Origin of the sequence: Actinomadura sp. NPDC000929 (assembly GCF_040492065.1) — a bacterium.
Taxonomy (GTDB): Bacteria; Actinomycetota; Actinomycetes; order Streptosporangiales; family Streptosporangiaceae; genus Spirillospora; species Spirillospora verrucosospora.
Genome location: NZ_JBEUPA010000068.1, coordinates 1 through 12,715, shown reverse-complemented (window position 1 = coordinate 12,715; position 12,715 = coordinate 1). Strand labels below are relative to the sequence as shown.

Annotated in this window: 12 protein-coding genes; 10 read left to right on the top strand and 2 right to left on the bottom strand. The window is 73.6% G+C overall.

Going from position 1 to position 12,715, the window contains the following annotated elements; all coding sequences use genetic code 11:
- Positions 1 to 13 precede the first annotated feature (13 nt).
- The 4 genes from ABWI04_RS23005 (at position 14) to ABWI04_RS22990 (ending at position 3,486) form a co-directional block, all read left to right on the top strand.
- Positions 14 to 592: a PadR family transcriptional regulator gene (locus tag ABWI04_RS23005; protein WP_353833733.1), complete on the top strand. Its 579-nt coding sequence runs from the start codon at positions 14 to 16 to the stop codon at positions 590 to 592.
- The gene (locus tag ABWI04_RS23000; protein ID WP_345181598.1) at positions 579 to 1,196 is read left to right on the top strand and encodes a GyrI-like domain-containing protein; all 618 of its coding nucleotides are present in this window, start codon (positions 579 to 581) and stop codon (positions 1,194 to 1,196) included. The genes ABWI04_RS23005 and ABWI04_RS23000 overlap by 14 nt, the downstream gene beginning before the upstream one ends.
- A gap of 164 nt (positions 1,197 to 1,360) precedes the next feature.
- Positions 1,361 to 2,908 carry an MFS transporter gene (locus ABWI04_RS22995; protein WP_353833732.1) on the top strand — a complete coding sequence of 516 codons (1,548 nt, stop codon included), beginning with the start codon at positions 1,361 to 1,363 and terminating at the stop codon, positions 2,906 to 2,908.
- 8 nt (positions 2,909 to 2,916) lie between these two features.
- Complete coding sequence (locus tag ABWI04_RS22990) at positions 2,917 to 3,486, top strand: TetR/AcrR family transcriptional regulator (protein ID WP_345181594.1); 570 nt, start codon at positions 2,917 to 2,919, stop codon at positions 3,484 to 3,486.
- 81 nt (positions 3,487 to 3,567) lie between these two features.
- Here the strand turns inward: ABWI04_RS22990 and ABWI04_RS22985 are convergent, their stop codons facing one another.
- A complete protein-coding gene (locus ABWI04_RS22985; protein WP_345181592.1) occupies positions 3,568 to 4,731 on the bottom strand; it encodes a cytochrome P450 in 1,164 nt (387 codons plus the stop codon).
- 151 nt (positions 4,732 to 4,882) lie between these two features.
- Between ABWI04_RS22985 and ABWI04_RS22980 the strand changes: the two genes are divergently transcribed.
- The 6 genes from ABWI04_RS22980 to ABWI04_RS22955 all read left to right on the top strand — a co-directional run bounded on the left by ABWI04_RS22980 (position 4,883) and on the right by ABWI04_RS22955 (position 10,991).
- Complete coding sequence (locus tag ABWI04_RS22980) at positions 4,883 to 5,542, top strand: TetR/AcrR family transcriptional regulator (protein WP_345181590.1); 660 nt, start codon at positions 4,883 to 4,885, stop codon at positions 5,540 to 5,542.
- 66 nt (positions 5,543 to 5,608) lie between these two features.
- Positions 5,609 to 6,238, top strand: coding sequence for a LysE family translocator (locus tag ABWI04_RS22975; protein ID WP_345181588.1), 630 nt, complete (start codon positions 5,609 to 5,611; stop codon positions 6,236 to 6,238).
- 138 nt (positions 6,239 to 6,376) lie between these two features.
- Positions 6,377 to 7,600, top strand: coding sequence for a PucR family transcriptional regulator (locus tag ABWI04_RS22970; RefSeq protein WP_353833731.1), 1,224 nt, complete (start codon positions 6,377 to 6,379; stop codon positions 7,598 to 7,600).
- 31 nt (positions 7,601 to 7,631) lie between these two features.
- Complete coding sequence (locus ABWI04_RS22965; protein ID WP_345181583.1) at positions 7,632 to 8,240, top strand: TetR/AcrR family transcriptional regulator; 609 nt, start codon at positions 7,632 to 7,634, stop codon at positions 8,238 to 8,240.
- The gene (locus ABWI04_RS22960) at positions 8,237 to 9,577 is read left to right on the top strand and encodes an MFS transporter (RefSeq protein ID WP_353833730.1); all 1,341 of its coding nucleotides are present in this window, start codon (positions 8,237 to 8,239) and stop codon (positions 9,575 to 9,577) included. Before ABWI04_RS22965 ends, ABWI04_RS22960 begins: the two co-directional genes overlap by 4 nt.
- A complete protein-coding gene (locus ABWI04_RS22955) occupies positions 9,567 to 10,991 on the top strand; it encodes a pyridoxal phosphate-dependent decarboxylase family protein (protein ID WP_353833729.1) in 1,425 nt (474 codons plus the stop codon). Before ABWI04_RS22960 ends, ABWI04_RS22955 begins: the two co-directional genes overlap by 11 nt.
- A 12-nt stretch (positions 10,992 to 11,003) precedes the next feature.
- Here the strand turns inward: ABWI04_RS22955 and ABWI04_RS22950 are convergent.
- Positions 11,004 to 12,715 (bottom strand): D-alanyl-D-alanine carboxypeptidase family protein (locus tag ABWI04_RS22950; protein ID WP_353833728.1); only part of this gene is annotated, 1,712 nt, incomplete at its 5' end.

Genomic DNA, 12,715 nt, shown 5'->3' with positions numbered 1-12,715 from the left:
CTAGAGTAACTCCGTGGCCGCTGACCTGACGCCCGCGGAGTTGACGCTGCTCGGCCTGCTCGTGGAGAAGCCGAGGCACGGCTACGAGCTGGACGACGTCATCGACGCCCGGGGCATGCGCGAGTGGACCGAGATCGGCTTCAGTTCGATCTACTACCTGCTGACCCGGCTCCGGGACCGCGGGCTGATCGCCGAGGTGGACGCGCCGCAGGGCGGCCGGGGGAAGGCCCGCCGGGTCTACGGGCCGACGCCGGAGGGGTACCGGGCCTGCGCGCGGGCTGCCGAGGCCGCGGTGGCCGAACTGCGGCCGGTGTTCCCGCCGCTGCTGGTCGGTCTGGCCAACCAGCCCGTCATCCCGCCCGAGCGCCTGCGGGCCGCGCTCGACCAGCGGGCCGCCGCCCTGGCGGAGAGGACGGCCGCCATCAGGGCGACCCGCGACGCGCAGCCTGACGTGCCCGACTTCGTCCGCGCCACCTTCGATTACGCGCTGGGCCAGTTGGCTGCCGAGCAGCAATGGCTGACCGAGTACCGGGCAGCCCTAGTCGACGACCGATCTCTTGAGAAGAAGGCAGACGGCAATGGACCGCTATGACGTCAAACGAGACCTCAAGCAGTGCTACGCGCCCAGGAACACCGACTGGGCGCTGGTCGACGTGCCCGCGCAGCAGTTCATCGCCGTCGACGGCAGCGGCGACCCCAACACCAGCGACGACTACGCCCGTGCCGTCGAGGCGCTCTACGCCGTCGCCTACACGATCAAGTTCGACAGCAAGGCTCTCGGCCGGGACTTCGTCGTCGGGCCGCTCGAAGGGCTGTGGTGGGCCGACGACCCGGAGGTGTTCGTCACCCGCGTCAAGGACGCCTGGCAGTGGCGCATGCTCATCAGCCAGCCCGACTGGATCACCGAGGACGTCATCGAGGAGGCCAAGCGGGCCGCGCTGGCGAAGAAGGGCCTCCCCGCGATCGCCGAGGTCCGTCGGGAGGCCCTGAAGGAGGGGACCTGCGCCCAGCTCCTGCACGTCGGGCCGTACGACGACGAAGGCCCCGCGCTCGCCAGGCTCCACCACGAGTACCTCGCCGCCAACGGCCTGCGCATGTCCGGGCCCCACCACGAGATCTACCTCGGCGACCACCGCCGCACCGAGCCCGCCAAGTTCAAGACCGTCCTCCGCCAACCCGTCCAACCGGCGACCTGACGGAAGCGGCCTCGGGGTCCAGGGCGACGGTTTCGACGGCCTGGTTCTCGGTGGTGGGGATCGCGAGGTCGCGGGTCTCTCCGGACGTGCTCGCCGGCGTCACAAGTTGAACCATGGTACAAGTAGTACGTTCGTTCAACTACTGACGGCGGGGCGTGGTGTGCATGGAGCGGTCGGTGCGCGCAGGGTGGCGCGAGTGGGCGGGGCTCGCGTTGCTCGCGCTGCCGACCCTGCTGCTGGGGCTCGACGTGACGGCGCTCTACCTCGTCGTTCCGAGCTTGTCCGCGGATCTGGAGCCGACCGCGACGGAGACGCTGTGGATCATGGACGCCTACGGCTTCTTCATCGCGGGCTTCCTGATCACGATGGGGACGTGGGGGGACCGGGTCGGACGGCGCCGACTGCTGATGATCGGGATGGCGGCGTTCGGCGCGGCCTCGGTCTTCGCGGCGTTCGCTCCGAGCGCGCTGTGGCTGATCGTGGCGCGGGCACTGCTCGGAGTGGCCGGCGCGACGCTCATGCCGTCGACGCTGTCGCTGATCAGCAACATGTTCGCCGACGTCCGGCAGCGGGCGCTGGCGATCGGCGTGTGGGCGACGATGTTCGCCCTCGGGATGGCGGCGGGTCCGGTCACGGGCGGTGCGCTGGTCGCCGGCTTCTGGTGGGGTGCGGCCTTCCTCGTCGCCGTGCCGGTCGCCGTGCTGGTGCTGGCCGGCGCGCCGGCGCTGCTGCCGGAGTACCGGACCTCCGGCGGCCGTCCCGACCTGCCGAGCGTCGGGTTGTCCCTCGCGGCGATGCTGCCGGTCACCTACGCGCTCAAGCACGCGGCGGTCCACGGCCTCGACGCCCGGGCATCGGCCGCCGTTCTCGTCGGCGGGGGCGCCGCGGTCGCGTTCGTCCGCCGCCAGTTGCGCCTGAGCGAGCCGCTGCTGGACATGAAGCTCTTCACCGGCCGGGCCTTCCGCGCGGCGCTGGCCGTCCTGCTGGTCGGTCTGGTCGGTTTCGGTGGGGTGATGTTCCTGGTCACCCAGTACCTGCAGTTCGTCGAGGGCCTCTCGCCGACGGCGGCGGGGCTGTGGATGGGGCCGCCCGCACTGGCGATGCTCGTCGGCGCCATCGGCGCCCCGCTCCTGGCAGGCCGGATGTCACCCGGCGTCGTCATGGCGGCCGCGCTGGCCCTGTCGCTGTCCGGATACGTGCTGCTCGCCTTCGCCGGGACCGGCAGCAGGCCCAGCGTGATCGCCGGATTCGCGTTCGTGTACCTCGGACTCGGCGTCATCGCCGCGCTCGGTACCGACATCGTCGTGGGCGCGGCGCCGGCGGAGAAGTCCGGATCAGCGGCCGCGCTCTCCGAGACCGTTCAGGAACTCGGCGTCGCGGTGGGAGTCGCGCTCCTGGGAAGCCTCACCACCGTGCTGTACCGGAGCGGAGTCGAGGCGCCCTCCGGGCTGACGCCGTCCGACGCCGACACCTACCGAGACAGCCTCTCTGGAGCCTCGTCCGTCGCGGACCGGCTGCCGCCCGCGGCCTTCGACGGCGCGAGGACCGCGTTCACCAGCGGACTCAACACCGCCGCCGCGGTGGCGGGCATCGCCGTGGCGGCCGCTTCGCTGGTCTGCTTCACGGCACTGCGCCACCTGCGGCCCCTCGGGGCCGCTGATCGTGAGGCGGAGCCGATAGCCTCGACGAGCATGAGCGGCGACGACGGGTGAGCGCGAGGATGGCGGCTGAGCACGGCACCGTTGACGGGCGGAGAGCGCGCGGTGAACGCCGCAGGGCCCAGATCATCGAGGCGACCCTGGCGATCATCCGCCGGGACGGCGCCACGGGTGTCACCCATCGCGGCGTCGCCAAGGAGGCGGGGATCACCACCAGCCTCACCCTCTACTACTTCGCGACCTTGGACGACCTCCTGGTCGCGGCCCTGAGCAGCGTCACGGACGAGTACACCCGGCGCATACGCCGCCTCATCGAGTCCGACGACGACCCGGTCGGCGGTCTCGCCCGGCTCATCGCCGAATCCGCCGGTCCGGGCCGGGAGCGCGCCCTTGCCGAACGGGAGCTGTCTACTCTGGCCGCCCGCCGGCCCGCCCTGCGGCCGGTAGCGCGACGCTGGCGCGACAACGTCGCGGAACTCGCCCGAACGCAGACGGACGACCCGGACGCGGTCGAAGCCTTCGTCGCCGTGTCCGACGGCCTGTGCGCGGCCATCCTCCTCGACGACGACGAGGCCGATCCGGACCACATCCGCGCCGTCCTCGGCAAAGCGCTCCGGCGAACCGGCCAATAGCCCCTTCCCCGGCGAGGCTCGACCGGCGTCACGAGCGCCAGGTCCCGCGGCGGCCGGCCCTGGTTCCCTTCGCGTAGCCGGTCAGCGGGGCGTCAGGGTCACCGGGAATTCGGTCACGCCTCTGACGAAGGCGTTGCGGAGGATTCGGGGGCCCTCGTCGTCGGCCCATTCCGCCGTGTCCACGCGGGCTATGAACTCTTCGAAGAAGATCTGGAGTTCCAGGCGGGCCAAGGACGCGCCCAGGCAGAAGTGGGGGCCCAGGCCGAAGGCTATGTGGTCGCCCGGGCGGCGGGTCACGTCGAAGACGTCCGGGGCTTCGAACACCGACTCGTCGCGGTTGGCGGAGCCGTACATCAGGAGGATCTGGCCGCCCGCCGGGATCCGCACGCCCGCTATCTCTGCGTCGGTGGCGGCGACGCGGCACATGTTGAGGATCGGGGTGGTCCAGCGGACGAACTCCTCGACGGCGTCCGGGATGAGGGACGGGTCGTCGCGCAGTTTCCGCCATTGCGCCGGATTCTGGATGAGGGCGTCCAGGGCGGTCGCGATGACCGTGCGGGTCGTCTCCGCGCCGCCGACGAGGAGGAGCAGGGCCTCGTGCGCGAGGTGCTCGTCGTCGTAGGCGGGCTGGTCCGGGCCCGCGTTCGACCAGATCGACAGCAGGTCGTCGGTCGGGCGGGCGCGGCGGTCCTTCGCCATCTCCAGCACCGCGAGGGCGTACTCCCCAGCGGCGATCGTCGCGTCGTCGGTGATGTAGCGCAGGCCGCCGCCCGCGTACACGGCCGTCGCCGACCAGTGGACGAGGCGCGGCCACATGTCCTCGGGGAAGCCGAGGAGCCAGCCGATGACGCGGGCGGGCAGGGGAGCGGCCAGCGCCGGGACGGCGTCCACGGTCCCCGCTTCAAGGGCCGCGGTGATGCAGTCGACGGCGGTCGACCGGATGCGGTCGGCGTAGCGGGAGACACCGCGCGGGGTGAAGCGCTGGTAGACCATGCGGCGCCGGTGCGCGTGCTCGGGGTCGTCCTGCCCGATCATCGAGGGGTCGGCCGGCAGTTGCGGGCGGTACCCGCCGGAGTTCGTCCACACCTTGGGGTTCCGCTCGACCGCGAACACGTCGGCGTGCCGCGCGACGCCCCACAGCCCGTTCTCCGCGTCGTGGTAGACGGGCGCCTCGGCGCGGAGCCTCGCGTAGACGGACCAGGGGTCGGTGGCGTACATCTCGCCGTCGAGAAGGTCGATGTCCATGGGCTCGCTCCTCGGGGGCGGGAGGGGAGAGACGTGAGTCGAGACTAGCGTCTCACCCAAGCAAGCGGTAGGTCTATCGTGAACCGGGACGCGCTGTCGGTAAAGGGGCATACGCCCGGGATTGGCGCGTTAGGGGGCGATGTACGGAAGAATGGGGAACGGTCACGGCGAGGCGGGCCAGGCGGAGAGGCAGGACGATTTGAGCGGCGAGGCGCGGTTCACCGTCACGCGGACGCTGAGCAAGGACCAGCAGGCGCGGCGCGAGCGCCTGATCGACTCGGCCCGCGAGCTCGCGCTGGAGGGCGGCTACCCGGCCGTCACCATGCACGACGTGGCCGACCGCGCCGGGGTCGCCCGCGCGACCGTCTACCGGTACTTCGCCACCAAGGACCACCTGCTCACCGAGGTGGCGGCGACGTGGGCGCACCGCGTCACCGACGACGTCGACGCGCTCGCCGTCGGCGACACCCCGCAGGAGCGCCTCACCGCGCTGCTGGAGCGCATCGTGTACGTCGCGGCGGCGGAGCCGACCCTGACGTCGGCGATCATCCAGGCCGTGACCTCGGACGACTCCAGCGTCGACGACGACCGCACCGTGCTGTTCCTGTTCCTGCGCGACCGGCTCTCGACGGCGATCGGCGACCCGGTGCCCGAGCGGGACGACGTCGAGATCGTCCTCGGGCACATCCTGCTCGCCGCGCTGATCAGCCTGGCGTCGCTGCGGCAGCCGGCCGAGGAGGTCGCCGCGATGGTCCGCACCGCCGGGCGGCTCGTGCTGGCCGGCGCGTTCGCCGCCCCCACCCCAAGCTGATTGGTCCATGATGCTCGACGGAGATTGGACCTAGAGGACGGGCCAATCCGGTCCTAGCGTGCCTCCATGACCAACCCGCTGCTGTTCCTGCTGGCCGCCCTGACGCTCGTCGCCATCCCGGGTCCGAACCACCTCTACATCACCGCGCGCAGCGTCGGGGAGGGCCGCCGCGCCGGGATCGCGTCCGCGCTCGGGGTCGAGACCGGCACGCTGGTCCACATCGCCGCGGCGGCGGGCGGGCTGTCCGCGATCGTGGCCGCGTCCGCGACGGCGTTCGGGTTCCTTCGCTACGCGGGTGCCGCCTACCTCGTCTACCTCGCGTACCGGGCGCTGCGCGGCCGCCACGACGCCGGCGAGCCCGACCTCGAACCGCGGCCGCTTCACCGCGTCTACCTGGACGGCGTGCTCGTCAACGTCCTCAACCCGAAGGTCGTGCTGTTCTTCCTCGCGTTCCTGCCCCAGTTCGTCGACCAGGACGCGGGCGCGGTGCCGCTGCAGATCGCGGTGATGGGGGCCGCGACCGCGCTGATCGGGCTGGCCGCCGACATCGTGTACGCGGTCGCCGCCGGCTCGATCGGGACGTGGCTGCGGGCCCGTCCCGCGTTCCGGCGCCGGCAGCGGTACGCGACAGGGCTGATCTACCTCGCCCTCGGCGCCGCGGCCGTGTTCGCCGCCCCGAGCCCCCGCCGTGCGTGAGGCTCGGTCGGCACGGCGCTCCGGCGGGACGCGGAGGGTTTGTCAGTCCGCTGACAAGTGACGCGGCGCAATGCGCGCCGCGTCGTGCAGCCTCCCGGGCCGGGCGTCGGTAGCTTCCGGAGCGGGAGGTGCGAAACGGTGACCACGAGCCTCGATCAGCGCTCGCCGCTGGAGCCCTGGGCCGGCGTCCCCCGCGAGCTGTCCACCGTGTTCCGGCCCCATCTGGACGCCCTCGCCGAGGAGATGATCGAGGAGATCCTCGCCGGGATCCCCGAGTACTCCCGCCCGCAGGACGAGGAGTACGCGCGCCTCGTCCGGCTGGCCGTCGAGGGCGCGCTGCGCCAGTTCGTCGACCTCATCATGGACCCGGAGAGCTCCTGGGAGCCGGTCGCCGCCGTCTACCGGGAGATCGGCTGGGCGGAGGCGCGCGAGGGCCGCAACCTGGACATCCTGCAGACCTCGCTGCGGCTCGGCGCCCGCGTCGCCTGGCGAAGGCTCGCCGCCGAGTCCGAGCGGTACGACATCTCCCGCCGCACCCTCGCCGGCATCGCCGAGGCGATCTTCGCCTTCCTGGACGAGATCGCTCGCGCCGCCACCGAGGGCTACACCAAGGCCCGCGAGCAGGAGGCCGGCGAGCTGGAGCACCGACGCCGCCGGCTGCTCGACCTGCTGCTCGCCGAGCCGCCCGCCGCCCCGCAGGCCGTCGCCGATCTGGCCCGCCTCGCCCGGTGGCGCGTCCCGCGCACCGTCGCCGCCGTCGTCCTGTACGAGCGGGGGCGGCGGCCCTTCTCGCACCCGTCCCTGCCGCCCGACGTGCTCGCCGACGTCGACCGCCGCGAACCCTGCCTCCTCGTGCCCGACCCGGAGGGCCCGGGGCGCGGCCGGATGCTGGAGTCGGCGCTGCGCGACTGGGTCGCCGCGCTCGGCCCGACCGTCCGCACCGAGGACGCGGCCAGGTCGCTGCGCTGGGCCCGGGAGGCGCTGCCGCTCGCGCGCCGCGGCGTCCTGCCGTCCGACCGGCTGATCCGCTGCGCCGAGCACATGCCGGCGCTCGTCGTCTTCAAGGACGAGGAGCTGGTCCGCGCCGTCGCCGAGCTGCGGCTCGCGCCGCTGAAGGAGGTCCGGCCCCGGCACCGCGAGCGGCTCATGCGCACGCTGCTGGCCTGCCTGCAGAACGGGTTCAACGCCACCGAGGTCGCGAACCGGCTGCACGTCCACCCGCAGACCGTCCGGTACCGGCTGCACCAGCTGGAGGAGCTGTTCGGTGAACGGATGTACGAGCCGGAGCTGCGGCTGGAACTGGAGATGGTGCTGACCGTCCGGCTCTCCGGGCCCCCGGGGGCGGCTCAATCAAACGATTGACCGGGACGGTCGGAGCGCCTAGCTTGGGCGGATGAGCAGCACCGACTCCGGACGAGACCGGATCATCGAGGCCGCCACCCGGCTGTTCGCGGCCCTCGGCTACGACGGCACGTCCACCCGGATGATCGCCGAGGCCGCCGGGCTGAACGTCGCGACCGTGGCCTACCACGTCGGCGGGAAGCGCGACCTGTACCTCATCGTCATGGAGCGCGCCCACCGGGCCGAGCGGCAGGTGCTGGAGGAGGCCCTCGCCGAGATGACCCCGGACCTGGAGGGCGTCCTCACCCTCGTCGACCGGTACGTCGAACTCTGCATGGCGCGGCCCGAGATCCCCGCACTGTGGATGCACCGCTGGCTGTCGGACGCCGCCGACGTCGCGCATCTCGACGACGACTACGTCCGGCCGCTGATGGAGATCGTCAGCGGGGCCGTCCGCGGGGTCGTCGGTGAGGAGGTCGACCTCGACTTCCTCGTGTGGACGGTCGTCTGGTGCACGCACGGGTTCGGCTCCGGCGGCCTCCTCGACCAGCAGGGGAAACGCCGGAAACTGGACGACCCGGAGGCGGTCGCCCGGTTCCGCGCCCACATGCGCCGGACGGTCGCCGCGGCGATCAGCCCGCCCGCCGGCAGCCCCGGATGAGCGGTGCGCTGCCCCGGCGGCGGCTCCTCGGCTACGGCGTCGGCTCGATCGGCACCGGCGTGTTCTCCTCGGTCCCCGGCCTCCTGCTCCTCTACTACCTCACCGACGTCCTCGGCGTGTCCGCCGCGATCGCCGGGGCCGTCCTCGTGGTCCCGAAAGCCTGGGACGTGCTCCTCAACCCGGTCGTCGGCGCCGCCAGCGACCGCGAGGCCGTCCGGACGGGCCGCCGCACCCGCTTCCTGCTGCTGGGCGCGCTGACCCTGCCGGTCCTGTTCGCCGCGATGTTCGCCGTGCCGGTCGACTCGCCCGGGTTCGCGGCCGGCTGGGCCGCACTCATGTTCCTGCTGGCCGCCAGTGCGTTCGCGTGTTTCCAGGTGCCGTACGTGGCGCTGCCCGCGGAGATCTCCGCTGAGCCGTCCGAGCGGGGCCGGGCGATGGCGTGGCGGGTCGTCTGCCTGACGGTCGGCATCCTGGTCGCGGGCGGGCTCGCGCCCGTCCTGACCGGCGCCGCCGGGGGAGGGCGCGCGGGATACGCCCTGATGGGGGCCGTGATCGGGCTCGTCATGGGCGCGGCGATGGTGGCGAGCACGCTGGCCACCCGCTGGATCCCGTCCCGCCCGGGGCCGCACCCGCTCGGCCTCGCCGCCGCGCTGCGCACCGCGCGCGGCAACCGGCCGTTCTTCCTGCTGCTCGGCGCGCACGTCGGGAACACCCTCGCCGTCGCGATCATGCTGGCGGGCGCGCCGTACGTCGCGACGTACCGGCTGGACGACTACGGGCTCACCTCGGCGATGTTCGTCTGCATGGTCGCGCCGAGCGCGTTCGCGGTCCCGCTGTGGCGGTGGCTGGCGCGCCGGTACGGGGAGGTCGGCTGCTACGCGGCGGCGCTGGTGGTGTTCGCCGCGACCGGCGTCGCCGCCTACCCGCTCATCACCTCCACCGCCGGGGTCCTGGCCCTCAGCGCCCTGGTCGGCGTCTGCTACGCGGCTGTGCAGCTGCTTCCGCTGTCGCTGATGCCCGAGACCGTCCACGCCGACGCCGGGCGGACGGGCCACGCGCAGTCCGGCGCCTTCACCGGGCTGTGGACGGCGGCGGAGACGGGCGCGCTCGCCCTCGGGCCCGGCGTGTTCGCGCTGATCCTGGCCGCCTCGTCGTTCCAGTCCTCCGACCTCGACACCCCCGTCGTCCAGCCGGAGTCGGCCCTCACCGGGCTGACCGCCGGGTTCACGCTCGTCCCGGCCGCTCTGCTGCTGCTCAGCGTCCCCCTCCTGCTGGCCTACCGCCGGCAGGCCGCCGTCCACCGCCCGATCGAGGGAACACCGGAACATGCCGTCTGAACGCCTTCCCGAAGCCGGGCGCCCCGGCGCCGAACTGCTCGACGAACTCGCCGGTCTGCGGAGCGCCGACCTGCCCGTACGCGGCGGCCAGGTCACCGCCTACGTCTACGACACCGGGCGGGAGGCCGTGCACGACCTCGCCGCCACCGCCTACCAGGAGATGCTGGAGGTCAACTGCCTGGACCCGACGGCGTTCCCGAGCATCGTCGCGCTCGAACGACAGATCGTCGGCTGCGTCGCGGACAAGCTGGGCGGCGGCACCGGCGTCTTCACCAGCGGCGGCACCGAGTCGATCATGCTGGCGGTGAAGGCGGCGCGGGACGCCCGGCCGGTGGAGGGAACGCCGCAGATCGTCCTGCCGACGACCGCGCACCCCGCGTTCCACAAGGCCGCGCACTATCTCGGCCTTGAGGTCGTGCACGTTCCCGTCGACGACGCGTTCCGCGCCGACCCGGCCGCGACCGCCGCCGCGCTCACGCCCCGCACGGTGCTGGTCGTCGCGTCGGCGCCGTCCTATCCGCAGGGCGTCATGGACCCCGTCCCGGAGATCGCCTCCATCGCGGCGTCCGCCGGGGTGCCGTGCCACGTGGACGCCTGCGTCGGCGGCTGGGTGCTGCCCTGGCTGCGCGACGCCGGACGGGACGTCCCGCCGTTCGACCTGTCCGTGCCGGGCGTGACGTCCCTGTCCTGCGACCTGCACAAGTACGGCTACTCGCCCAAGGGGGCATCGGTCGTGCTGTTCGCGGACGAGTCGCTTCGCCGCCGCGCCTACTTCGCGTCCGCGGAATGGCCCGGCTACACCGTCATCAACGCGGGCGTGCAGAGCAGCAAGAGCGCCGGGCCGCTGGGCGCGGCGTGGGCGACCCTCATGGCGGTCGGCGCCCGCGGCTACCGCGACCTCGCCGCGTCCGCGATGGCGGCGGCCGAGCGGCTGGCCGCGGGCGTCGCCGGGATCCCGGGCCTGCGGGTGCTCGGCGAGCCCGCCGCCCCCCTCGTCGCCGTGGCCTCGACCGATCCGGCGCTGGACGTGTTCGTCGTCGCCGACGAGGCCCGCGCACGCGGCTGGTTCTTCCAGCCGCAGCTGTCCTACCAGGGCATCCCGCCGAACCTGCACTTCACGCTCACCGGAGTCAGCGACGTCGACGCGCTCCTCGCGGCGCTCGCCGACGCGGTGAAGGCCGCCCGCGACGCCGGGCCGCCGGACGTCCCGTCCGGCCTGGTCGACGCGCTCGCCGGCCTGGACCTCGACAGCCTCGACGACGCCGGATTCGCGGGGCTGCTCGCGTCGGTCGGCGTCGACCTCGCGGGCGGCGCGGAGCCCGAGATGGCCATGGTCAACGCCATCCTGGACGCCCTGCCGTCCGCCACCCGCGAGGCCCTGCTGATCCGCTTCCTGTCGGCGCTGTACGCGTGACCCCCGACGCGCCTAGCCGAGGCGCGTCAGCCGCTTGACGATGGACGGGGGCCGTCCCGTGCCGACCTCCACCGGCACCCGGGCGGCGCCCGCCTCCACGACACCGGCCTTCGTGCCGCGCGCGGGCTCGGCGGGCGGGTCGCCGTCGAAGCGGACGGGCACGGTGAGGCCGGGCCAGCCGACGACGTTCACCGGCGACGCGGCGGTCAGCGCCTTGCGGCCGCCGAGGCCGTCCTCCAGCCAGGCGACCCTCTGCCCGGGGCGCGCCAGCGGCACCGCGACCATGGCCTGCTCGGCCGCGACGAGGATGCCCTCCGCCGTGTTGACGGCGTCGGCCGCGCTGGGGGAGCGCTGCCCCATCACCGCGCCCACGATCAGGGTCTGCGTGCCGCCGACGTCCCGGCGCGCGGCGAACACGTAGTTGCCGCCCGCCGCGTCCGTGTACCCGGTCTTGCCGCCGACCACGCCGTTGCGTCCCAGGATGAAGTTGCCGCCCTGCCGCGGGGAGCCGCCGCCGTCCGGCACGTACATCCGGTTGTTCACGATCTCGGTGAACGCCGGGATCTCCATCGCCGCCCGCAGCAGCCTCACCTGGTCGGCGGCCGTGCTGACGGTGCCGGAGTGGTAGCCGCTCGGGTCGGTGTAGCGCGTGCCGGTCATGCCGAGGCGCTTCGCCGCGGCGTTCATCTTCGCCACGAACGCCTGGTCGCTCCCGGAGTCCCAGCGCGCCAGCTCGTGCGCCACGTCGTTCGCCGAGATGATGAGCAGGGCCTCCAGGGCCTTGCGCTGCGTCAGCCGCTGGTTCGCCGTGACTCCGAGCAGCGACTCGCCGCGCCGCTTGCGCGCCGGGATCTGCGCCGCCGCCTGCGGTGACACCGTCAGCACCGGCCCCGCCTCGCCGGACTTCAGCGGGTGGTCGTTCAGGTACACGTAGGCCGTCATCACCTTGGCGACGCTCGCCGTGGGCGTCGGCACCGCCCCGCCGGACGAGCCCATCGTCCCGACCCCGTCCACGTAGAGCACCGCCTGGCCCACCGCGGGCCACGGCAGCGCCGGGGCCTGGCCGGGGAAGGTGTGGCTCGACGCGAGGGTCATCCGCACCGTCGGGTCGGGCGGCGGCCGCAGCAGCTGCCCGGCCACGACTCCGGCCACGAGGACCAGCATGGCCGCGACGACGACGAGCCAGCGCCGCTTGCCCTTCCGCTTCTCCGCCTCGGCGGGCGCGGCCGGGTACGGCGGCTGAGCCGGTTGGGCCGGTTGAGCCGGTTGGACGGGCTGCGAGGGCTGTGCGGGTTGTGCGGGTTGTGCGGGCGATGCCGTCCCGTCCCAGGGCACGCTCCACTGGCCGGACGTCCGCGCCGCCGGAGCAGGGAGCGAGGCCTCCCAGGGGCCGCCCTGCGCCGACAGATCCGGCAACCGCTCGACCCGCGTAGGCCCGGCGGACGAGGAGGCGCCGCCGCGGACGTCGCCGGGCGCCTCCGGCCACATGGCCGGTGCGGCCGCGGCGTGGGGGCGTTCGATCTCGGGCGGCGCGGGAGGCCGGTGCGGGGCGGGCAGCGCCCGGTCGCTCCGCGTCTCCTGGGCGTCGCCGGGGCGTTCCCGGTGTTGCGGCGGTGCGGGCGCGGTGCGCGGGGCAGCGCCTTGGGGGTGCTCGGTCTCCGGGGGTGCGGCGCGCCGGGCGGGGGCGGGCGGCGCGGCGTTGGCGCGCGCCTCGTGGACGTCGC

What these genes read in the sequence shown, in the direction of transcription:
- ABWI04_RS23000 (WP_345181598.1), top strand. Translation starts at nt 579, where the DNA reads ATGGACCGCTATGACGTCAAACGAGACCTCAAGCAGTGCTACGCGCCC.
- ABWI04_RS22980 (WP_345181590.1), top strand. Translation starts at nt 4,883, where the DNA reads ATGGGGAACGGTCACGGCGAGGCGGGCCAGGCGGAGAGGCAGGACGAT.
- ABWI04_RS22975 (WP_345181588.1), top strand. Translation starts at nt 5,609, where the DNA reads ATGACCAACCCGCTGCTGTTCCTGCTGGCCGCCCTGACGCTCGTCGCC.
- ABWI04_RS22990 (WP_345181594.1), top strand. Translation starts at nt 2,917, where the DNA reads ATGGCGGCTGAGCACGGCACCGTTGACGGGCGGAGAGCGCGCGGTGAA.
- ABWI04_RS22965 (WP_345181583.1), top strand. Translation starts at nt 7,632, where the DNA reads ATGAGCAGCACCGACTCCGGACGAGACCGGATCATCGAGGCCGCCACC.
- ABWI04_RS22960 (WP_353833730.1), top strand. Translation starts at nt 8,237, where the DNA reads ATGAGCGGTGCGCTGCCCCGGCGGCGGCTCCTCGGCTACGGCGTCGGC.
- ABWI04_RS22955 (WP_353833729.1), top strand. Translation starts at nt 9,567, where the DNA reads ATGCCGTCTGAACGCCTTCCCGAAGCCGGGCGCCCCGGCGCCGAACTG.
- ABWI04_RS22985 (WP_345181592.1), bottom strand. Translation starts at nt 4,731, where the DNA reads ATGGACATCGACCTTCTCGACGGCGAGATGTACGCCACCGACCCCTGG.
- ABWI04_RS22995 (WP_353833732.1), top strand. Translation starts at nt 1,361, where the DNA reads ATGGAGCGGTCGGTGCGCGCAGGGTGGCGCGAGTGGGCGGGGCTCGCG.